Origin of the sequence: Streptomyces sp. NPDC050548 (assembly GCF_044457385.1) — a bacterium.
Lineage (GTDB): Bacteria > Actinomycetota > Actinomycetes > Streptomycetales > Streptomycetaceae > Streptomyces.
Genome location: NZ_JBITGV010000031.1, coordinates 33,333 through 53,243, shown reverse-complemented (window position 1 = coordinate 53,243; position 19,911 = coordinate 33,333). Strand labels below are relative to the sequence as shown.

The 19,911-nt window shown below is 71.8% G+C and carries 22 protein-coding genes; 10 read left to right on the top strand and 12 right to left on the bottom strand.

Going from position 1 to position 19,911, the window contains the following annotated elements:
• Positions 1-214: 214 nt before the first annotated feature.
• Positions 215-1,252, top strand: a complete 1,038-nt coding sequence (locus ACIBJH_RS46520; protein WP_399123088.1) for a phosphatase PAP2 family protein — start codon at positions 215-217, stop codon at positions 1,250-1,252.
• 95 nt (positions 1,253-1,347) lie between these two features.
• Here ACIBJH_RS46520 and ACIBJH_RS46515 read toward each other — a convergent pair whose 3' ends face one another.
• From ACIBJH_RS46515 to ACIBJH_RS46500, 4 genes are all read right to left on the bottom strand, one after another.
• Complete coding sequence (locus ACIBJH_RS46515; protein WP_399123087.1) at positions 1,348-1,563, bottom strand: I78 family peptidase inhibitor; 216 nt, start codon at positions 1,561-1,563, stop codon at positions 1,348-1,350.
• Between the two features lie 262 nt (positions 1,564-1,825).
• Complete coding sequence (locus ACIBJH_RS46510) at positions 1,826-2,827, bottom strand: helix-turn-helix transcriptional regulator (protein ID WP_399123086.1); 1,002 nt, start codon at positions 2,825-2,827, stop codon at positions 1,826-1,828.
• 35 nt (positions 2,828-2,862) lie between these two features.
• Positions 2,863-4,176 (bottom strand): ABC transporter substrate-binding protein, encoded by a 1,314-nt coding sequence (locus tag ACIBJH_RS46505; protein ID WP_399123085.1) that lies wholly within the window; start codon positions 4,174-4,176, stop codon positions 2,863-2,865.
• On the bottom strand, positions 4,145-4,717 hold the full coding sequence (locus ACIBJH_RS46500; protein WP_399123084.1) for a hypothetical protein: 573 nt from the start codon (positions 4,715-4,717) through the stop codon (positions 4,145-4,147). The genes ACIBJH_RS46505 and ACIBJH_RS46500 overlap by 32 nt, the downstream gene beginning before the upstream one ends.
• A 122-nt stretch (positions 4,718-4,839) precedes the next feature.
• On the opposite strand from ACIBJH_RS46500, the gene ACIBJH_RS46495 reads away from it, so the two are divergent.
• Genes ACIBJH_RS46495 through ACIBJH_RS46485 form a run of 3 tightly spaced genes read left to right on the top strand, consistent with a single transcriptional unit; the run spans position 4,840 to position 9,259 of the window.
• On the top strand, positions 4,840-5,316 hold the full coding sequence (locus ACIBJH_RS46495; RefSeq protein WP_399123083.1) for a hypothetical protein: 477 nt from the start codon (positions 4,840-4,842) through the stop codon (positions 5,314-5,316).
• Positions 5,316-8,627, top strand: coding sequence for an ATP-binding cassette domain-containing protein (locus tag ACIBJH_RS46490; RefSeq protein WP_399123082.1), 3,312 nt, complete (start codon positions 5,316-5,318; stop codon positions 8,625-8,627). Before ACIBJH_RS46495 ends, ACIBJH_RS46490 begins: the two co-directional genes overlap by 1 nt.
• Complete coding sequence (locus ACIBJH_RS46485; RefSeq protein WP_399123081.1) at positions 8,624-9,259, top strand: ATP-binding cassette domain-containing protein; 636 nt, start codon at positions 8,624-8,626, stop codon at positions 9,257-9,259. The genes ACIBJH_RS46490 and ACIBJH_RS46485 overlap by 4 nt, the downstream gene beginning before the upstream one ends.
• A gap of 67 nt (positions 9,260-9,326) precedes the next feature.
• Here the strand turns inward: ACIBJH_RS46485 and ACIBJH_RS46480 are convergent, their stop codons facing one another.
• Complete coding sequence (locus ACIBJH_RS46480; protein ID WP_399123080.1) at positions 9,327-10,049, bottom strand: transglycosylase family protein; 723 nt, start codon at positions 10,047-10,049, stop codon at positions 9,327-9,329.
• Between the two features lie 504 nt (positions 10,050-10,553).
• Here ACIBJH_RS46480 and ACIBJH_RS46475 point away from each other — a divergent pair.
• Both ACIBJH_RS46475 and ACIBJH_RS46470 read left to right on the top strand, forming a co-directional pair.
• Positions 10,554-11,342, top strand: a complete 789-nt coding sequence (locus ACIBJH_RS46475; protein WP_399123079.1) for a hypothetical protein — start codon at positions 10,554-10,556, stop codon at positions 11,340-11,342.
• A gap of 37 nt (positions 11,343-11,379) precedes the next feature.
• On the top strand, positions 11,380-11,787 hold the full coding sequence (locus tag ACIBJH_RS46470; protein WP_399123078.1) for a hypothetical protein: 408 nt from the start codon (positions 11,380-11,382) through the stop codon (positions 11,785-11,787).
• A gap of 81 nt (positions 11,788-11,868) precedes the next feature.
• Here ACIBJH_RS46470 and der read toward each other — a convergent pair whose 3' ends face one another.
• The 5 genes from der to aroH all read right to left on the bottom strand — a co-directional run bounded on the left by der (position 11,869) and on the right by aroH (position 16,502).
• The gene (gene der / locus ACIBJH_RS46465) at positions 11,869-13,344 is read right to left on the bottom strand and encodes a ribosome biogenesis GTPase Der (protein WP_399123118.1); all 1,476 of its coding nucleotides are present in this window, start codon (positions 13,342-13,344) and stop codon (positions 11,869-11,871) included.
• An 83-nt stretch (positions 13,345-13,427) separates the two neighbouring features.
• The gene (locus ACIBJH_RS46460; protein ID WP_399123077.1) at positions 13,428-14,129 is read right to left on the bottom strand and encodes a lysophospholipid acyltransferase family protein; all 702 of its coding nucleotides are present in this window, start codon (positions 14,127-14,129) and stop codon (positions 13,428-13,430) included.
• Complete coding sequence (cmk, locus tag ACIBJH_RS46455) at positions 14,087-14,782, bottom strand: (d)CMP kinase (protein WP_399123076.1); 696 nt, start codon at positions 14,780-14,782, stop codon at positions 14,087-14,089. Before cmk ends, ACIBJH_RS46460 begins: the two co-directional genes overlap by 43 nt.
• Positions 14,783-15,051: 269 nt before the next feature.
• Positions 15,052-16,137, bottom strand: coding sequence for a prephenate dehydrogenase (locus ACIBJH_RS46450; RefSeq protein WP_399123075.1), 1,086 nt, complete (start codon positions 16,135-16,137; stop codon positions 15,052-15,054).
• Complete coding sequence (gene aroH, locus ACIBJH_RS46445; protein WP_399123074.1) at positions 16,134-16,502, bottom strand: chorismate mutase; 369 nt, start codon at positions 16,500-16,502, stop codon at positions 16,134-16,136. The genes ACIBJH_RS46450 and aroH overlap by 4 nt, the downstream gene beginning before the upstream one ends.
• Positions 16,503-16,753: 251 nt before the next feature.
• On the opposite strand from aroH, the gene ACIBJH_RS46440 reads away from it, so the two are divergent.
• Genes ACIBJH_RS46440 through ACIBJH_RS46425 form a run of 4 tightly spaced genes read left to right on the top strand, consistent with a single transcriptional unit; the run spans position 16,754 to position 19,152 of the window.
• A complete protein-coding gene (locus tag ACIBJH_RS46440) occupies positions 16,754-17,434 on the top strand; it encodes a hypothetical protein (RefSeq protein ID WP_399123073.1) in 681 nt (226 codons plus the stop codon).
• 27 nt (positions 17,435-17,461) lie between these two features.
• The gene (locus ACIBJH_RS46435) at positions 17,462-18,040 is read left to right on the top strand and encodes a DUF6529 family protein (protein ID WP_093625072.1); all 579 of its coding nucleotides are present in this window, start codon (positions 17,462-17,464) and stop codon (positions 18,038-18,040) included.
• Positions 18,037-18,450, top strand: a complete 414-nt coding sequence (locus ACIBJH_RS46430) for a Rieske (2Fe-2S) protein (protein ID WP_399123072.1) — start codon at positions 18,037-18,039, stop codon at positions 18,448-18,450. The genes ACIBJH_RS46435 and ACIBJH_RS46430 overlap by 4 nt, the downstream gene beginning before the upstream one ends.
• A 21-nt stretch (positions 18,451-18,471) precedes the next feature.
• Entirely contained in the window at positions 18,472-19,152 is a 681-nt protein-coding gene (locus tag ACIBJH_RS46425) for a DNA polymerase beta superfamily protein (RefSeq protein ID WP_399123071.1), read from the top strand.
• On the opposite strand, the gene ACIBJH_RS46420 is transcribed toward ACIBJH_RS46425, so the two are convergent.
• Together ACIBJH_RS46420 and ACIBJH_RS46415 are read right to left on the bottom strand one after the other, a co-directional pair.
• Positions 19,141-19,551 carry a type II toxin-antitoxin system VapC family toxin gene (locus ACIBJH_RS46420; protein ID WP_399123070.1) on the bottom strand — a complete coding sequence of 137 codons (411 nt, stop codon included), beginning with the start codon at positions 19,549-19,551 and terminating at the stop codon, positions 19,141-19,143. The genes ACIBJH_RS46425 and ACIBJH_RS46420 overlap by 12 nt on opposite strands.
• On the bottom strand, positions 19,548-19,871 hold the full coding sequence (locus ACIBJH_RS46415; RefSeq protein ID WP_399123069.1) for a type II toxin-antitoxin system Phd/YefM family antitoxin: 324 nt from the start codon (positions 19,869-19,871) through the stop codon (positions 19,548-19,550). Before ACIBJH_RS46415 ends, ACIBJH_RS46420 begins: the two co-directional genes overlap by 4 nt.
• Positions 19,872-19,911: the final 40 nt, after the last annotated feature.

Genomic DNA, 19,911 nt, shown 5'->3' with positions numbered 1-19,911 from the left:
TCCGGCTAATTTCACCCCAGCGTTTGGTGAACTAATTCATAAGTGCCATAAAACTCGGGCCCGGCATGATCAAAGGAATTGAAGGACGGAGGCATCGGGGATTGCGGAATCCTCGGAAATAAACCTGTCTCTGAGAGCTTTCCCACATCACATCGTCATCACAAAGCCGCTGTTTCGACGGGCATCCACACTCACTCGCTGTAACGTCGATTGGGTGCGTACCGAACGAAACCTCACCCGTCTGGACCGGGTGTTCGCGAGGCTGGACCGGGAACCGGAACGGCCGACCAACATCGATGTGCCGAAGATGAGCCGGCACAGGGTCGTGCTGTTCGCGGCGACCCTGGCCTTCTATCTGGCCATCGTGTGGCTTGTCGTGACCACTTCCTGGCTGGTCCGGTTCGACTGGCAGGTCATGTTCTTCCGGCCGTACCAGCAGTGGGCCGGCATCCACTGGTTCGTCGACTACTACGTGGTGCTGGGCCAGCGCGGCCCCACCGCGGTGATGGTCGCGGCCTGGCTGGGCTGGCGCTCGTGGCGGCAGCACACGCTGCGTCCGCTGCTGACCCTGGGCACCCTGCTGCTGTTGCTGAACATCACGGTCGGCGCCGCCAAGCTCGGCATGGGCCGCCTCGGCCCGCACTACGCGACCGTCATCGGCTCGAACGAGATGGGCCTGGGCGGCGATATATTCCCCAGCGGCCACACCGCCAACGCGGTCGTGACCTGGGGGATTCTGGCGTATCTGGCCTCCACTCCGAGAGCCCGCCGCTGGTTGTCCGCCGCGTCCGCCGTGACCTCGCTCGGCGTCGGTCTCGCCACGGTCTACCTCGGTACGCACTGGCTGAGCGACGTCCTGCTCGGCTGGGCCGCCGGTCTGCTGGTGCTGCTCGCCCTCCCGTGGTGCGAGCCGCTGATCGCACTGGCCGAGACCCGCATCTTCGACTACCGCGACCGCTGGCGTGCCCGCCGCGGCGGTACGGCGCCGGCGCCGGTGCCGACGTCCCCGGTCACCGCGCCCGTGCTGCTCAAGCCGCGCACCACCGCCTCGGGCGACGAGGTCCCGGCGGCCCGCGAGACGGTCACCGCGAGCCGTGCGGCGCGGCCCCCCGCCCATCTCGCGCCGAGCCCGCACACGACCCGCTCGGAGCGCACCCCGGTCACCCCGATCGGCAGCCGCCGCCCGCCCCATCCGGAGCGGGTGGCACGTGGCACCGCCTCGGCGACGGCCCGTCCGGCGGCGGGCGGCTGACCCACCAGGCCGCGGGGCCGGTACGCACAACCCATCCCCGCACGACGAAGGCCCCGGTTCCTCCTGCGGAACCGGGGCCTTCGTGACGTGCGCGTTCAGCCCTTCCAGGCGCGCGCCACCGTGCCGTCCTCGACCTCGAAGTTGAGCCGGCCCTCGCGGTACTCCATGGTGATGATCGCCCCCGGCGGCAGCGACCGCACGGTCGACCACCCCCGTTCCCGCGCGAGCCGCTCGGCCTCGGGCGCGTCGAGGCCGACGTAGGTGTCGGGGTTGTCCTGGGGCTCAGCCGGTGGAGTCGGAATGGGTGCCATGCCCGCCACGCTAGCCCTTCTCCCGCTCTCCATGACCCGCTCCGGTCACACTTCTGTCACAGGATCAGGACGTGTGTTTTGTTCTGTCTACCTCACACGTATGAGCGGTTCCGTGCGCCTTACGCGGCCATTCGAACGTAATTCCCGCGTGTCGGTCCGGTCCGTCGAATAGCCCGGCGGAAAGTTCCGCGAGAACCGGCCGGGCGCCCCATTCCATTCGGATTCCGTGCCGTACGGCGGGAGCTGACGCCGCATAAGAGTTTCACCGTTCCGGCACAGAATCGTCGTGCGGGCCCCGGCCGTCCCGGTCGAGCGCGCGGGACAGCCGGTCCCGCGCCGCCCTGATCGCCCCGGTCAGCTCCGGAGGTTCCAGGACCTCGAACTCGAAGCCCATCATCACCACATGGATCACCATCACATCGAGATTCGGCGCCCCGGTCCGCAGCAGGCAGGCGTCCGGCCCGTCCGCCTCCAGCGTCCCGGCGGACGGTGAGATGCGCTCGGCGGCCCGCTCCAGGGGCACGAGCAGCCGGACGACGGCCTGCGAGGCGTACGCGCGCGTGGAGACCCCTTTCGAGACGTACGCGGCGAGGTCCTCGGCCGGTGGTTCGCGCGGGGTGAAGCGCGGGCCGTGCGGCGGTCTGGGCGTGACCCGGTCGACGCGGAAGGTGCGCCAGTCCTCGCGGTCCAGGTCCCAGGCGACCAGGTACCAGCGGCGCTCGGTGCACACCAGGCGGTGCGGTTCGACGGTACGGCGGGTGGGGGCGCCGTCGTGGCTCTCGTACTCGAAGCGCAACCGCTCGGCGTCCCGGCACAGCGCCGCCAGTTCGGTCAGTACCGCCGGGTCCACGGCGGACGGCAGCGTGTTGCGCAGCATCGGCACGGTGAACGCGTTGAGGGCGCCCACCCGGCGGCGCAGTCGGTTCGGCAGGACCTGCTCCAGCTTGGTGAGGGCACGTACGGACGTCTCGCCGATGCCCTCGATGCCCTGCCCGGCGGCGGTGCGCAGACCGACCGCCACGGCGACCGCCTCGTCGTCGTCCAGCAGCAGCGGCGGCAACTCGGCGCCCGCGCCCAGCTGGTAGCCGCCGCCCGTACCGGGGCTGGCGTTGACGGGGTAGCCCAGCTCGCGCAGCCGGTCGACGTCCCGGCGCACGGTGCGCGCGGTGACCCCGAGCCGGTCGGCCAGGTCGGCGCCGGACCACTCGCGGTGGGCCTGGAGCAGCGAGAGCAGCCGCAGGAGTCGTGCCGAGGTCTCCAACATGGTCGAAGTCTGTATCAAGGGCCGTAGGGCAGTTATCAGGGGCTGTACGAGAGTTGGGGCACCTCGAAGCAAGTGCTGTTCATGTCTCCTTGCGGAACCCATCCCCTGCCGTCCTGCCACCGCGCGACCGACAGACACGTCCTGCGCGTCCTCGGCGGTTCGGCGAGCCGCTCGAAGGAGACGGGAACCAACAGGCCGTCGGCGGTGTAGTGCTCGCTCCGGTTCATGAAGGCGTCGACGCACGCGCGCGTGACGCCCGTTTTCGTCTTCGTGCACGCCTTCGCCGCGTCCGTGAACCACATCGCCGCCGTCCAGCCCTCCAACTGCCACTGGGAATGCGTCTTCAGCCCCTTGGTCGCCTCCCGGAACTCCTTTACGGCCGGCTGCGACACATCGTCGAAGTCCCGGCTTGCCCCGGTCGCCCACAGGGCGTTGCGGCAGCGCGGGGAGTTTTTGTAGTCCTCCGGGACGGTGGATGTCCAATTCTGTACGTTCGTCACCTTGGCGACGACGCTCGCGCCGACCTGGTCCATCGCCGCGCACAACTGGGCGTTCCCGTGCGTGTCGAGGGCGTCGAAGACGAGGTCGGCGCCCTGCTGCTTCAGATCGGCCGCGGCGGCGCGGAAGTTGGGCAGCGCGAAGTCGACCTGCTCGGGGACGACCTTGTATCCCTCGGCCTTCAGCCCCTGCTCGACGAGCCGGGCGTAGGCGGCGGACGCGGCCTGGTTGTACGACACGACGGCTGCGGTACGGGCGCCCTGCTCGCGCTTGAAGTAGCGGTAGACCTCCGTGCCGCCGTACAGCTTCCCGCCCCAGCCCGGGGTGCCCGCGCGGGGCGCGAGACTGCCGTAGATGCCGTACAGGTGCGGCCAGGTGTCGTAGGCGGCGCCGATGGGCTGGCCGCCGATGTCGGGCACGCGCGCGTGGGAGACGCGGGAGGCGCCCGCGTAGTCGAGGGCGGTGGTGGCGACCAGGGCGACGACGGCGTCCCCATCGGCCCCGTCGATCAGCTGGTGCACGCACTCGTTGTTGCCGACCCCGCTGCCGCCGTCGTCGCACAGCCGCACCTCGACCCGGCGCCCGGCGATGCCCCCGCGCGCGTCGACGCGGTCGAAGTACGCCTCGGCGCCGTCGCGGGGGCCGGTGAAGGTGTCGCCGCCGACCGGGCTGGTGGCGCTGGTGATGATGCCGACCCGGATCGGCGCGCCGGTGCTCGGCGCGGGCGTACGGGTGCCGCCGTGGTCGAAGTCGCTCTCCGGGAGACGGCTGCCGCAGGCCGTGCCCCCGAGGAGGAGCAACAGCACCGCGGCAGCGGCCTCAGCAGCCCGACCCGGGCGACGACGAGGCATCGCCGCTCAACGCCACCAGCGCGCACAGGGTGTTGACGGACACCTTCCAGGTGCCGCCCTGTTCGACGGAGGTCCCGGAGGCGTCCGGCAGGGCGGTGGCGCCGTTGAGGGTCAGCGTGTAGGTCACGGTCGCCTTGTCCGCCTTGGTGAACACGACCTTGGTGACCTCCGCCTGCACCTGCCCGCCGCGTTTGTCGCCGTTGAACGCCTTCAGGACCGGGCCCATCTTGTCGCCGTTCTCCAGGACGGCCTGTTTGTCCGTGGTGGAGCTGGCCGGGTCGAAGAACTTCTTCCAGTTGGCCTTGATCTGGGCCGTGGCGGCGGCCGGGTCGGCGGGCGCGGTCGCCGACGGGGTCGCCGGTGCGCTCGTCGTCCGCTCGACGGACGGGGTGGGCGGTGGCGCGCCGCTGCCGCCCCCGCTGTCGTCGCTGCAGGCCGCCAGCGCGGGGCCGAGCACGAGCACGGACGCCAGGGCGGCCGCAACTACCGTGCCCCGCCCACGCGTTGTGTTCCTTCGCCTGAGATCGCTCCCGAGAACCATCTGGCTCACCGCCGGGTGTCGGTCCGGGCCGTGCGCGCCCGGTGTTTTCAGGTCGGGTGTCAGAAGGCATAGTGCAAGCCATTGGCCGGCATGGACAGACACATGACATGTGGGAGCCGTAAATGCGGACAGCCCGACTGCGGACCGTGCGCCCCGTCCTGTGGGCCGGCTGGGCCGCGCTCGCCGCGGGTGCGGTGCTGTGCGTGCTCGGCTGGTACGGCGTCTCCGGCGAGCGCTACGCCGAACGCCAACTCCCCTACCTGGCCTCCTGCACGATCCCCGGCGCCGCGCTGATCGTCGCCGGCGCGGTCCTGCTCGCCCAGGGCCGCGGCGCCCTCGCCACCGCGCGCGTGGAGGAGCTGTACGCCCTTCTCGTGACCTCCGAACCCGACGACGCCGAGGAGTCGGCGGAGGCCGCCGCCGCGCCCCTGGCGGTCAGCGGAGACCTCTTGATGGTGCCGGGCGGCACGCTGTGGCACCGCGCGGACTGCCCGTTGGTCGCCGGGAAGGCGGAGGCGGTGCCGGTGGACTCCAAGCTCGTGGCGAACGGCGAGTTGAGCCCCTGCCCGATCTGCGAGCCCGCCGAAGCCGACGACTGATGTCCTCGCTGACCTACGACCTCACCCTTGCCGGCCTGTCCGTCGGCAGTGCCGCCGCGCTCACCGGGATCGGCCTGATCGTGACGTACCGGGCGACCGGCGTCCTCAACTTCGCGCACGGCGCGGTCGCGATGGTCTGTGCGTATGCGCTGCGGCAGTGCGTGGTGGGGTGGGGCTGGCCGTTGTGGCTGGGCGCGGTGGTGACGCTGTTGTTCCTCGCGCCGGGTATCGGGGTCGCGCTGGAACGGTTCGCCTTCCGGCCGCTGTCGGTCCTCGGCGGCGATCCGGCGCAGACCCTGGTCGCGTCGATCGGGGTGTTCGTGCTGCTGGTCGGCGGGGCGGCGCTGGTGTGGGGGCAGGGGGCGCGGGACGACGCGCCGGAGCTCGTGTCGGCCGATCCCTGGGGGCAGTTGGCGGTGGTGCTCGTGCTCGCGGCGGGCGTCGGGGCGGTGATCCGCTGGACGCGGTTCGGGCGGGAGCTGCGGGCCGTGGTGGACGACCGGCAGCTCGCGGTGCTGGGCGGGGTGGACGCGGACCGGGTCGCGGCGGCGGGCTGGGCGTTCGGGTCCTTCACGGCAGGGCTGACGGGCGTGCTCCTCGCCCCCTCCGTGCGCCTGGACCCGTACGGCCTGCCCCTGCTCGTCATGGAGGTGGTGGCCGTCGCGGTCGCCGCGCGGATGCGGAGTCTGCCGGTCGGCGTGGTGGTGGCGTTGGGGATCGGGGTCGGGCAGAGCCAGTTGACGCGGGTCCATCTGTCCGGCTGGGGCGGTCAGTTGGTGCAGGCGGTGGGCGCGAACCTGTTCGTGGTCGCGCTGTTGGTCGCGGCGCTGGTCCTGCCGGGTGTCGGTGCGAGGGACGCCCTCCCCCGTACGGCTTCCGCGCGCGTGGCGACGCCTCCCGGGGCCTGGATCGTGGCGGCGGTGCTGTTCCTGCTCCCCCTCGGCTTCGCGGGCTCGGATCTGCACACCTCGGTCCAAGTCCCGGCGCTGGGCGTGGTGTTGCTGTCCCTGGTGGTGGTCACCGGTCGCGGCGGCCAGCTCTCGCTGGGGCAGGCGGCGTACGCGGGCCTGGGTGCCCTGCTGACGGCACTGCTGGCGGCGGGCCGTTTCCCGGGCCTGCCCCGCCTGCCCGAACTGGCCGCGCTCGCGGTGACAGTCCTCCTGGTGGCCCCCCTGGGCCTACTCACCGGCTGGCCCGCGATCGGCCGCCACGGCCTGTCCCTCGCCCTCGCGACCTTCGCGGTCGGCGTCGGGGTCAGCCGCTTCGTCTTCGCCCAGCCGTACGCCGCGTCGGGCCTGTCGCTGGACCGCCCGTCCGGCTTCGACGGCGACCGCGCCTACTACACCCTCGAACTCGCCCTCCTGACGGGCGCGTTGCTGGCCACCCACGCCCTGCGCCGGGGCCGCACGGGCCGCGCCCTAGCCGCGATGCGCGACCACGAGGCGGGCGCGTCGGCGGCGGGCGTCCCCGTCCCCGCCCTGAAACTCCTGGCCTTCGTCGCGGGCGCCGCGCTGGCCGCCCTCGGCGGCGGCATGCTCGGCATGGGCCTGCGCGCCTTCGACCCCTCGGCCTACGACCCCGTCCGGGGCCTGCTCTGGTTCGCCGCGGTGGTCGTCCTGGGCGCCGACAGCACACTGGGCGCACTGACGGCCGCGGCCCTGCTGGTGGGCCTGGACGCCGGCGCGCGCGGCGGAGTGGCGGCGGCACTGATCGGGGTGCTGGCGGTGTGCGTGGGGCGGTTTCCCGGGGGCCCGTACGAGGCGCTGCGGGCGGGAGTCGAGCGGCTGCGGCTCCAACGGCGGGCGCGGCTCACGCCGTTGGGGGTACGGGTGCGGCGGAGGTTGCGGGTGACGGGCGGGTCGGTGCGGATGGGGTCGACGGCGGCTGTGCACCCGGGTGTTGCGCGCCGCGTGGGGCTCGGTGGCGGTCGGGTGTCTGAGGGCTCGCGGGACCCACGAGGGCACACCGCCGGGCCCGGGCACCGGGGCGAGACGGTCTCTCCGGCGGCCACTCACGGAAGCGGGGCCGCTCCAACGGCGGCCACCCGCAGGAACGTTGCACGCTCAACGCAGGCCGTCCCCGGACGGACCCTCGGAGCCCGGGACCCACGAGACGGACAGCAGGACGAGACCGACTCAACGGCAGGCACCCGCAGGGACGTTGCCCGCTCAACGCAGGCCGACCCCGGACGGACCCTCGGAGCCCGGGACCCACGAGAGCGCACCGCCGGGCCCGGACAGCAGGACGAGGCGGACACTCGCAGAAGCGAGGCCACTCCAACGGCGGCCACCCGCAGGAACGTTGCCCGCTCAACGCAGGCCGACCCCGGACGGACCTCCGGCGCCCAGGACCCACGAGAGCGCACCGCCGGGCCCGGACAGCAGGACGAGGCGGACACTCGCGGCAGCGGGGCCGGCTCACCGACAACACCCATCCGCAAGCGCGGAGCCAGCCCACCAGCACCCACCCGCGGGAGCGACACCGCCCCACCGGCATCCGCCCGCAGGGGCGTTGCGCGCCCAGTGGAGGCCTACGCCGGGTGGACTCGCGCCCTTGGGTCCACGCGCCCGCCCGGATGGGCACGCCGCGCCGAACGGGACCCGGCACGGGTCCTGACCGTCCTCACCGCCCATACCCTGCACGCCAGTTACGGCGGCTTCACCGCCCTCAACGGCGTCGATCTCGTCGTACGGGCGGGGCAGGTGACCGCTGTGGTCGGGCCCAACGGGGCCGGGAAAAGCACCCTGTTCCACTGTCTGGCCGGGACCCTGCGGCCGGCGCGCGGGCGGGTTCGGCTCAGCGGACGGGACATCACTCGGCTGCCCGCGCACGCCCGGACCCGGCTCGGGATCGCCCGGACCTTTCAACAGCTGGCCGTATTCCCTTCGTTGACCGTCTCCGAGAACGTGCGGGTGGGGGCCGAGCAGGGGCGCGTCGAAGAACCGGGGGCCGTGGAGCGGGCGTTGCGGCTCTTCGGGCTCGGCGGGGAGCTTCGGTCGCTGCCCGCCGCCGGGCTGTCCACCGGGGCACTGCGCCGGGTCGAGCTTGCGAGGGCGTTCGCGGGCAGCCCGCGCGTGCTGCTGCTCGACGAGCCCGCCGCCGGTCTCGACACCGCCGAAGTGGCCGTACTGACCCTGGTGTTGAGAGCGCTGGCCGCCGAGGGCACCGCGCTGCTCGTCGTCGAGCACGACCTCGATCTGGTCGCCGACCTCGCCGACGTGGTCCATGTGATGGCGGCGGGCCGCATCGTCGCCTCCGGGCCGCCGGACCGCGTCCTCGACACGCCCAGCACCTGGGAGAGCCCCGCATGACCATCTCCCTGCGCCACGCGCGCGTGCGCTACGGCCCCCTCGAAGCCCTGCACGGCATCACCCTCGCCGCCCCGGCCCACGGGCTCACCGTTCTGCTCGGCCGCAACGGTTCCGGCCGTACGACCGCGCTGCGCGCCCTCGCCGGTACGGTCGCGCTGTCGGGCGGCGCGGTGGTGTGGGACGGCGCCGATGTGACCCGTATGCCCGCCTACGAACGGGCCCGCCGGGGACTGTGTCTGGTGCCGGAGCGGCGGGCCGTGTTCGGGTCCCTCACCGTCCGCGAGAACCTCGAACTCGCGGCGCGGGACCACTCCGTGGCCCTCGACGCGTACCCGCAACTGGGCCCCCTGCTCCCCCGCCGGGCCGGCACCCTCTCCGGGGGCGAGCAGCGCGTGCTGGCCCTGTCCCGTGCCCTGCTGGCACGCGCGCGCGTGGTGCTCGTCGACGAGCCGGCGCAGGGCATGTCACCGGCGGTCGCGGACCGCACGTACGAACTTCTGGCCGGGCTGGACGCGTGCGTGGTCATCGCCGAGCAGCGGCTGCCGCCCGTGCTGCGCGGCCGGGTCGCCCTCGTGTACGAACTGCGGCGCGGGGCGGTCGTGTTCGGCGGCGAGGCGGCCGAACCGCGTTGAGACCCGCAACGGCGGACCCCCGCCCGGTCGGAGGACCTGGCGGGGGGTGGGGCGGGAGCGGTTCGGCTCAGAGGTCGAGCTGCTGGCCCGGCATGATCAGATCGGGGTCGCCGCCGATGACGGCCTTGTTGGCGGCGTAGATCTTCCGCCAGGTGGTCCCGTGTTCGGCCGCGATGCCGCTGAGGGTGTCGCCCTGGCGGACGGTGTAGTCGCCGCGGGACGTGCCGCGCGAGACGTCGTTCGTGCCGCGGTCCGGCGTCTTCGCGGCCGGCTTCGAAGGGGCCGCCTTCTTGGTCGCCTTGACCGTCGACTCGGTGGACGACTTCTTCGTCGTCTTCTGGGACTTCGTCTTCGTGGACTTCTCGGTGACCGTGCCGGAGGAGGCCGCGGGTGCGCTGCCGCTCGCTCCGGCCCGTACCGAACAGACCGGCCAGGCGCCCCAGCCCTGGGCGTGCTGGACCTTGGTGGCCACGGCGATCTGCGCGGACCGCGAGGCCTGGTCGGCGGTGGCCGCGTAGGCCGAGCCGCCGTAGGCGCGCCAGGTGCCGGCGGAGAACTGGAGTCCTCCGTAGTAGCCGTTGCCGGTGTTGATGTGCCAGTTGCCGCCGCTCTCGCACTGGGCGATGCGGTCCCACACTCCGCTGTCGGCCGCCGCGGCGTTGCCGGTCGCCGCCAGCACGCCCAGCGGGGCGAGCAGGGCGGCTCCGGCGAGGACCGCCGCCGTCCGTGCCTGACCCTTGCGGTGGGTCTCAGGCGTGTTGTCGCGAGTGGTATCGGCACATTCGGACATGTAGTTCCCTCTCCAACAACTCGGGGTCCCCCAAGGCGGTTCGCGGCTCCCACGCATCGACGTGGTCCTCGCGCTCCTCCCCGTCCGCCGGCGGCTGTGCTGTTGAACTGGCTTGATCGGCCGGCGGACGTTCCCGAGCGGTGCTCGTTGCACACGGCGGAGGAATGTACGGACGTGGACGAGCCGATGTCGACCAACGGCCCGTTGCGCCAGGCCAGTTGACCGTTACCTCGGGTAGCGGCATTTTCCGGCCACCCACTACATTCCCTCATTTACTGATTTTTCGACCAACCGCCCCTTCACGCTGTGACTCGGTTCACGCAACCAACTCCCTTGCATTTCCATGCAGTTGACAGGGAGTGCCCGATTCCGCACCCGGTGTGACGCTGTGCTGCGGTTGGTTGGATTCGGTTCGCTCTGGAGCGTGACTCCCGCCACAGATCGTCCGTTGTCTTCTTCATGAGCCCGGGACCCACCGGGCACCGCATTCCGAGGGAGCCACCCGTGCCGCGCATGCTCGACGTCAGCGACGACGTACGCGCCGAGATCGGCGACGAAGAAGCCGACCGGCTGCTCGCCGGAGACAACGCCCCGGGCAGTTACGACTGCACGTCGTGCCGCACCCAGGGCGACTCCGATCAGGAGCGCACCAGCACCGTCCTGTTCATCGGCGACGAGACCGCCGTCCTCGCCTTCGCCCACGCCACCTGCCTGCCCTCCCAGATCGTCCAGGTCACCGAGGAGCAGCTGCAGGGCGCCGTCCGCTCCATCAGCGGCAACGCGCACGCCCCGGCCGGCGAACCGGAGAAGGCCGTACCCGAACAGGCCGTGCTCGGCGTGACCAGCGGACTCGTCCTGATCTCAGGGGAGTTGCACCCCGCCCTGGTGGTCGAACCGACCGCGGCCATCGTGCGGCCCGGCTCCACCGGTGCCGGCGACGACTTCCTGCCGCTGCTGATCGAGCAGGGCTTCATGCCGCTCAGCGAGATCACCACCGTGCCGCCCGTACTGCACGGCTGGTCGGTGCTGCTCGCCGCGGGCCAGCTGCACGCGGTGCTCCAGCCGAGCAGCAACGGCGGTTCCCCGGTGGCCTGGTGGCAGGCGCACCAGCCGCTCCAGGTCACCGACAGCTGGCGGGCCGCCGCCAACAAGCACCAGCAGGTGCTGATGTTCGCGGCGCCGGTGGGCTCGATCGGCCGCCAGCCCCGCGAGGACCTGCTGCGCGGCGCGCTCGACAAGGCGGCGGCGAACGGCAAGTTGGTCGGCTCCGCGCTCCCGCTCGCGGGCACCTGAGCCGCATCCCTTCAGGTCACGCGTCGTTTGGACATACGTGCACGCATACGATGTTCCCCGCAGCCGGCCGTACCAGCCGATCCCGTCCTCGCGATCGGACCGGGACAGCTCCGGCGGCCCGTCGGCCACGCCGATCTACGACCGGCTCTACTCGGAGTGGGTCAAGACCTTCCGCTCGCTGCCGGGTGACCGCAGCGGCGAGGAGGAGCTGGGCTTCACCGCCTTCGGGCACAGCCCGCACAGCACGGGCTCGTTCGGCGGCTCCTTCGGTGGCGGCTCGCTGGGCGGGGGTTCGTACAGCGCGTACAGCGCGGGGGCCTACAGCGCTCGGCAGCAGTCGCAGTGGCAGCGCGTGGGGCAGCTCGGCCATGTCGGCCAGCAGCAGGGCCACACCGGGATGCACCACATCCCGGCCCTGCCGCCCGGCCCACGCCGAGGCATCTGACGCGGCACGCACACGAGGAGGGCGGCCCCTGTTTCCACAGGGGCCGCCCTCCTCGTCGTAGCAACTGCCGTACGGCTACGGCTACTTCTTCTTGCCGCGCTTCTCGCGCACCCGGACCGAGATGTGGATCGGGGTGCCGTCGAAGCTGAACTCCTCGCGCAGACGGCGTTCGATGAAGCGGCGGTAGCCCGCCTCGATGAAGCCGGAGGCGAAGAGGACGAAGCGCGGGGGCTTGGTGCCGGCCTGGGTGCCGAAGAGGATGCGGGGCTGCTTGCCGCCGCGGACCGGGTGCGGGTGGGCGGCGACCAGCTCGCCGAGGAAGGCGTTCAGGCGGCCCGTGGGGACGCGGGTCTCCCAGCCGGCCAGCGCGGTCTCGATGCCCGGGACCAGCTTCTCCATGTGGCGGCCGGTGCGCGCCGAGATGTTCACCCGGGGCGCCCACGCGACCTGGGCCAGCTCGGTCTCGATCTCGCGCTCCAGGTAGTAGCGGCGCTCCTCGTCGAGGGTGTCCCACTTGTTGAACGCGAGGACGATCGCGCGGCCCGCCTCGACGGCCATGGTGACGATGCGCTGGTCCTGCACCGAGATGCTCTCGGAGGCGTCGATCAGGATGACCGCGACCTCCGCCTTCTCGACGGCGGCGGCGGTGCGCAGCGAGGCGTAGTAGTCGGCGCCCTGCTGGAGGTGGACGCGCTTGCGGATGCCCGCCGTGTCGACGAACTTCCAGGTGACACCGCCGAGTTCGATCAGCTCGTCGACCGGGTCACGGGTGGTGCCCGCGATCTCGTTGACGACGACGCGCTCCTCGCCCGCCACCTTGTTCAGCAGCGAGGACTTGCCCACGTTCGGGCGGCCGATCAGCGCGATCCGGCGCGGACCGCCGACGGCGACGCCGAAGGTCTGCTCGGGCGCCTCCGGCAGCGCCTCCAGGACGGCGTCCAGCATGTCGCCGGTGCCGCGGCCGTGCAGCGCGGAGACCGGGTGCGGCTCGCCGAGGCCCAGGGACCACAGGTAGGCCGCGTCGGACTCGCCGCTGAGGCCGTCGACCTTGTTCGCGGCCAGCACGACGGGCTTGCCGGCCTTGCGCAGCAGCCGTACGACCGCCTCGTCGGTGTCGGTGGCGCCGACCTTGGCGTCGACGACGAAGACGACCGCGTCGGCGGCCTCGATCGCGTACTCGGCCTGGGCGGCCACGGAGGCGTCGATGCCGAGGACGTCCTGCTCCCAGCCGCCGGTGTCGACGACCTTGAAGCGGCGCCCGGCCCACTCGGCCTCATACGTCACACGGTCGCGGGTGACACCGGGCTTGTCCTCGACGACGGCTTCCCGCCGCCCGATGATGCGGTTGACGAGAGTCGACTTGCCGACGTTCGGCCGGCCGACGACGGCGAGCACGGGCAGCGGCCCGTGACCGGCCTCCTCGATGGCGCCCTCTACGTCCTCGATGTCGAAGCCCTCTACGGCGGCGAGCTCCATGAACTCCGCGTACTCGGCGTCGCCGAGCGCCCCGTGCTCGTACTCCTCGCCGGAGCCGTCGGGCTGGATCTGGTCGTTCATGAAGATCGGTACCTCGTTCATCGTGGTGATCGGTGGAACCCCCGGATTTCGGTTGATCCACTACTCAAGTACTCAAGTGTCTCTTAGCGCCCGGTGAGGCGCCTGGCATCGTCCAGGTGGGCGGCCAGCTGCTTCTGGATCCGCTCGGTCGCCTCGTCCAGAGCCTTGCGCGTACGGCGGCCGGAGCCGTCGCCCGCGTCGAACGGGTCGCCGAAGACGACGTCGACGCGGGAGCGCAGCGGAGGCAGCGCCTTTATCAGTCGTCCGCTCTTCTCGGCGGTGCCCAGTACGGCTACCGGCACGATCGGGGCGCCGCTGCGGACCGCGAAGTAGGCGAGCCCGGCGCGCAGCGAGGCGAAGTCGCCCTCGCCCCGGGTGCCCTCGGGGAAGATCCCCAGCACACCGCCGGCCGCCAGGACGTCCAGCGCCCCGGTGATCGCCGTACGGTCGGCGACCGAACGGTCCACCTTCAGCTGGCCGATGCGGAGCAGGAAGGGGTCCAGCGGGCCGGCGAACGCCTCCTTCTTGATCAGGAAGTGCGTCGGCCGGGGTGCCACGCCCATGACCATGGGCCCGTCCACGCCGTGGGAGTGGTTGACGGCGAGGATCACCGGACCGGCGGCGGGCACCTTCCAGGAGCCCAGCACGCGCGGCTTCCACAGCCCGTACATCAGGCCGACGCCGATGCGCCGCCCGACCTCGGCGCCCCGCTCGGATGCGGCGGTTGGAGTTGTTGGAGCTGTCACTTGGCGGCCCGCTTCTCCCCCACCAGGGTGACCACGCACTCGATGACCTGCTGGAGCGTGAGGTCGGAGGTGTCCACCTCGACCGCGTCGTCCGCCTTCGCGAGCGGCGAGGTCTTGCGCGAGGAGTCGGCCGCGTCCCGCTTCAGCAGCGCCTCGCGGGTGGCCTGGACGTCGGCGCCCTTCAGCTCACCGCTGCGCCGGGCGGCACGTGCCTCCGGAGAGGCGGTGAGGAAGATCTTCAGATCGGCGTCGGGCAGCACGGTCGTCCCGATGTCCCGCCCCTCCACCACGATCCCGTGCTCCGCCTCGGCGGCCAGCGAGCGCTGCAGCTCGGTGATCCGGGCCCGCACCTCGGGCACCGCGCTGACCGCGCTGACCTTGGAGGTGACCTCCTGGGTGCGGATCGGGCCGGCCACGTCCACACCGTCGACGCTGATCGTCGGGTGCGCCGGGTCGGTGCCCGAGACGATCTCCGCCTTGCCCGCCGCGTCGGCGATCGCGGTGGGGTCGGTGAGGTCGATCCCGTTGTTCACCATCCACCAGGTGATCGCCCGGTACTGGGCGCCGGTGTCCAGATAGCTCAGCCCGAGCTGCGCGGCCACGGCCTTCGACGTGCTGGACTTGCCCGTGCCGGAGGGGCCGTCGATGGCGACAATCACTGCCGGGGCGGTCCGGGCGGCGCCGTTTTCCACGGGAGGACACCTTCCTGGTGAAGGGTGGTGAGCGGGGTGGGGACGCGAGTGCGCCCCGCACAAGGTTACTGGGTGCGCGTCACTCGTCCGGCCGCGCCTTCACGGCGCCCTGTCAACACAGGCCGCCAGTCCTCAGCCCGTCCGGCGCCTTTCCACGCAGGCCCGCACAATCAGCCCGTCCGGCGTTTGAGGACGAGGCCCCTTCAGGGCCGAAGCGGGGGTCTGGGGGCGCAGCCCCCGGAAGACGCCCGCACCAACACACCGCACCCCTACTGCCGGATCGCCCAGCCCCGCTCCCGCAGCGCGGCGCTCAGCACCGGCACCGACTTCGGCTCCACCATCAGCTGCACATAACCCGCCTGCTGCCCGGTCGCGTGCTCGATGCGGACGTCCTCGATGTTGACCCCCGCCATCCCCGCGTCCGCGAAGATCCGGGCCAGCTGCCCCGGCTGGTCGTCGATCAGCACGGCCACGACCTCGTACTCCCGCGGAGCGGACCCGTGCTTGCCGGGGACGCGGACCTGCCCCGCGTTGCCGCGCCGCAGCACGTCCTCGATGCCGCCCACACCCTCGCGGCGCTTGTCCTCGTCGGCGGACTGCAGGGAGCGCAGTGCCCGCACCGTCTCCTCCAGGTCCCCGGCGACATCGGTGAGCAGGTCGGCGACCGGCCCCGGGTTCGCGGAGAGGATGTCGATCCACATCCGGGGGTCGGACGCGGCGATCCGGGTCACATCGCGAATCCCCTGCCCGCACAGCCGTACGGCGGCCTCCTCGGCGTTCTCCAGCCGCGCGGCGACCATGCTGGACACGAGATGCGGCATGTGGGAGACGAGCGCGACCGCCCGGTCGTGGGCGTCCGCGTCCATGACGACCGGCACCGCGCGACAGTGCGAGACCAGCTCCAGCGCGAGGTTCAGCACCTCGGTGTCGGTGTCGCGGGTGGGCGTCAGCACCCAGGGCCTGCCCTCGAAGAGGTCGGCGGTCGCGGCCAGCGGGCCCGACTTCTCGCGGCCGGACATGGGGTGCGAGCCGATGTACGACGACAGGTCGAGGCCGAGCGCCTCCAGTTCGCGGCGCGGGCCGCCCTTGACGCTGGCCACGTCGAGGTAGCCGCGGGCCACGCCCCGGCGCATCGCGTCGGCGAGCACCCCGGCGACCAGCGCGGGCGGGGCGGCGACGATCGCGAGGTCGACGGGTCCGTCCGGCGTCTCCTCCGTACCGGCGCCGAGCGCCGCGGCCGTACGGGCCTGCTCGGGGTCGTGGTCGGCGAGGTGGACGACGACGCCCCGGGAGGCGAGGGCGAGCGCGGCGGAGGTGCCGATGAGGCCGGTGCCGATGACGAGCGCGGTTCTCACTGGGCGATGTCCTTGCGGAGGGCGGCGGCGGCACCGAGGTAGACGTGCGCGATGTCGGCGCGGGGCTTGTCGGACTCGATGTGCGCGAGGACGCGGACCACCCGGGGCATGGCACCCGCGATGTCGAGTTCCTGCGCGCAGATCAGCGGTACGTCGGCGAAGCCGCTGCCGAGCTTGCGGGCCGCGGCGGCCGGGAAGTCGCTGTGCAGGTCGGGCGTGGCCGTGAACCAGACGCTGATCAGGTCGTCGGCGGTGAGGCCGTTGCGCTCCAGGACGGCGGTCAGCAGCTCGCCGACCCGCTCGTCCATGTGGCCGGCCTCGTCCCTGTCCAGTTGGACGGCGCCCCGGACCGCTCGTACCGCCACTGCTCTGCTCCTCGCTGATGTACAACCCGGCTCTGCACATCCAGCCTAGTCAGCCCGTCCGGTACGGGTGCCCGGCGCCCGCCCCCTGAGACGGGCCGGAGCGGGCCTCGCTAGCCCTGCCAATGTCACCTGGATCACTCTGTTCCGCTACTGGTCCGCTACAGGTGGTGAGATCATCCCGGTATGCCTCTTTACCCACGGCCCCGAGTCCGCTCTCATGGGCTGGTAGCTCGCCTCGGGGGAGGACAGTAATGAAGCGTCCGGGACCACTGCTCACACTTCTGGCGGGCCTGGTGCTGGGCCTGTTCATGCTGACGCTCAATGTGACGTCGGGGACGAAGACCGCGTCGTCCTCGTACAGCGAGGCCTCGCCGTCGGCGTCGGCTTCACCGAAGAAGTCGGCGCCCGCGTCACCGACGCAGAAGCCGACCGTCACGCCCAGCCCGACACCTTCGAAGTCGGCGGTCCCGAACGCCAGTTACGCCGGCCGCACCGACGACGACACCGCCTCGGTCGCCGTGACGATCCGCGACGGCAAGGCGGTCGCGTACTTCTGCGACGGCCGCTACAAGGAGGCCTGGCTGCGCGGCCCGGTCGCGGACGACGGCACGATGAAACTCACCGCACCGAACGGCGCCGTACTCGACGGAAAGCTCCAGCAGGGCACGAAGATCCGCGGCACCGTCAAGGACGAGGGCCGGAAGTACGCCTTCACCGCCGACAAGGCCGTCAAGCCCTCCGGGCTGTGGCGGGCCACGGCCAAGGTGCGTGGCGCCAAGATCGACGGCGGCTGGATCGTGCTGCCGAACGGCCGCCAGACCGGCATCGTCACCCGCGACGGCAAGGTTTCCGCCGCACCCCGTATCGACCCGGAGACCGGCGCGGTCACGGTCGACGGACAGCAGCTCACGGCACAGCCCGTCACCCCCTGACCCACCATCCGCCTCAGGGAGCCGATCATGACCGCCGACCCGAATGCCGCCACCCAGGCCTTCCCACCGCCCCCACGCCGCCGCGACAGCCCCGCCCGCTATCTGGTCCCCGCCCTGGTGGCCGCCGCCGTGGCCGTCGGACTCGGCGTCTACGGCAAGGTCCACGACCCGGCCGGCACCGCCTTCAACCTCGCCGGCTTCAGCAGCACGGGCGCGGTGAAGTCGTGGCTCGCGACGACCGCGTTCTTCTTCGCCCTCGTCCAGGTCGTCTCGGCCTTCATGGTCTACGGCAAGCTGCCGGGACCGAGCTGGTCGGCGACCCTGCACCGCTGGTCGGGGCGGATCGCGTTCCTGGTGGCGGTGCCGGTCGCGGTGCACTGCCTCTACGCGTTCGGGTACCAGACGTACTCGACACGCGTGATGTGGCATTCCCTCCTGGGGTGCCTGTTCTTCGGTGCCTTCAGTGCCAAGATGCTGCTGCTCCGCTCGGAGCGCCTCCCCGGCTGGCTGCTGCCGCTCGTCGGCGGGCTGGTCTTCACCGGCCTCACCCTGCTCTGGCTGACTTCCGCCCTCTGGTTCTTCCGCACCTTCGGAGTGAGTACATGACCGACAGCTCGACGCGCCGCACGGTTCTCGTCACGGGTGCGGCCGCCGCGCTCACCGCCGGATGCAGCAAGTACGGCGACAGCAACAACTCCTCGGGCTCGTCGTCCGTGAAGGCCTCCGGCGGCCAGGAGTTGGCGAAGACCGCCGACATCCCGGTCGGCGGCGGCAAGATCCTCAAGGCCCAGAAGGTCGTGGTGACCCAGCCGAAGAAGGACGAGTTCAAGGCCTTCTCGGCGATCTGCACCCACCAGGGCTGCACGGTGAGCGCCGTCGCGAACGGCACGATCAACTGCCCTTGCCACGGCAGCAAGTTCAACATCGCGGACGGTTCGGTCGCGGGCGGCCCGGCACCGAAACCGCTCCCGGCGGAGCAGATCACGGTGGAGGGAAATTCGATCCGCCTGGCGTGATCTGCCGCGTACGCTCCCGGAATGCACCCCGAGTCCCTGGTCCGCGACCACACGATCTACGCCTGCGTGATGGGTTCGCGCGCCTTCGGCCTGGCGACGGAGGGCAGCGACACGGACCGCCGAGGTGTGTTCCTCGCGCCCACTCCCCTGTTCTGGCGTTTCGAGAAGCCTCCGACGCATGTGGAGGGCCCGGCGGAGGAGCAGTTCAGCTGGGAGCTGGAGCGCTTCTGCGAACTGGCCCTGCGGGCCAACCCCAACATCCTGGAGTGCCTGCACTCCCCCGTCGTCGAGCACATCGACGACACGGGCCGTGAACTCCTCGCCCTGCGCGGCGCGTTCCTCTCCCGCCAGGTCCACGAGACGTTCACCCGCTACGCGTTGGGCCAGCGCAAGAAGCTGGAGGCGGACATCCGCCTGCACGGAGCGCCCCGCTGGAAGCACGCGATGCATCTGCTCCGCCTGCTGATGAGCGCCCGCGACCTGCTCCGCACGGGCACCCTGACAATCGACGTGGGCGACCGGCGCGACCCCCTGCTGTCCGTCAAACGCGGCGAAGTCCCGTGGCCGGAGGTCGAGTCGTGGATGACTCGCCTGGCCACGGAGACGGACGAGGCGGCGGCCCGCACCCCGCTCCCGGCGGAGCCGGACCGCGCTCGCGTGGAGGACTTCCTGATCGGGGTGCGGCGCGCTTCAGCGGGGTGACGCCACCGGCAACCCGGCATCGGCAGCGGCCTCGCCCTGCCTCTTGTCGTACGTCACGAACCAGCTGACGCCGTGGCCTAGCTTGAGGGCCGCCACCGTGTGGATCGCGTCGAGGCTGCGCAGTGCGGTGCCCGGCGCCAACTCCCCTGCTTCCAGCATCAGTTCAGGCGTGAGCCGAACCCGGGCGACGGCGTTCAGCAGGGCGTCCGCGGCCGATCGCTCGACCTCGTCCGCGCCGAGCCGGTGCAGTAGCCGCCGCACTTCGGTCTGCGCCAGGTCGCAGGTGACCACGCGACGCATCCCGCCGTGCTGTCCGATCCAGTGCTCCAGCTCGGGGGTCTCCGCCTCGGTCCGCAGCAGCTTGGCGATCGCCGACGCGTCGAGGTAGAGCAGTGTCACCGTGTCTCCTCCTCGCGCTGAGCGAGCAGTTCCGCGGTGGGTCCACGTCCCTCCGCGTCCCGCCTGACCGCGCGCATCCGCTCCAGCGCGTCCGCGGCCTCGGCACCGTGGCTCTCGTCCATGACCGAGGCGTCGAGCAGGCCGATGGCGATCGCGGCACGGATGTCCCGTTCGGCCGGCTCCAGCGGAGACAGTATGGCGACCGGTACGCCGTCCCGAGTGACCTCGATCGACTCACCGGCCGCCACCGCGTCCAGCAGAGCCGCCGTGTGCCGAGCCAGTTCCCGGGCCGGCACTCGCCTGCGCCTCGTTTTACTCATGCCTGCCACCATACGCCTGGCGCATGACACCGTCCATCGA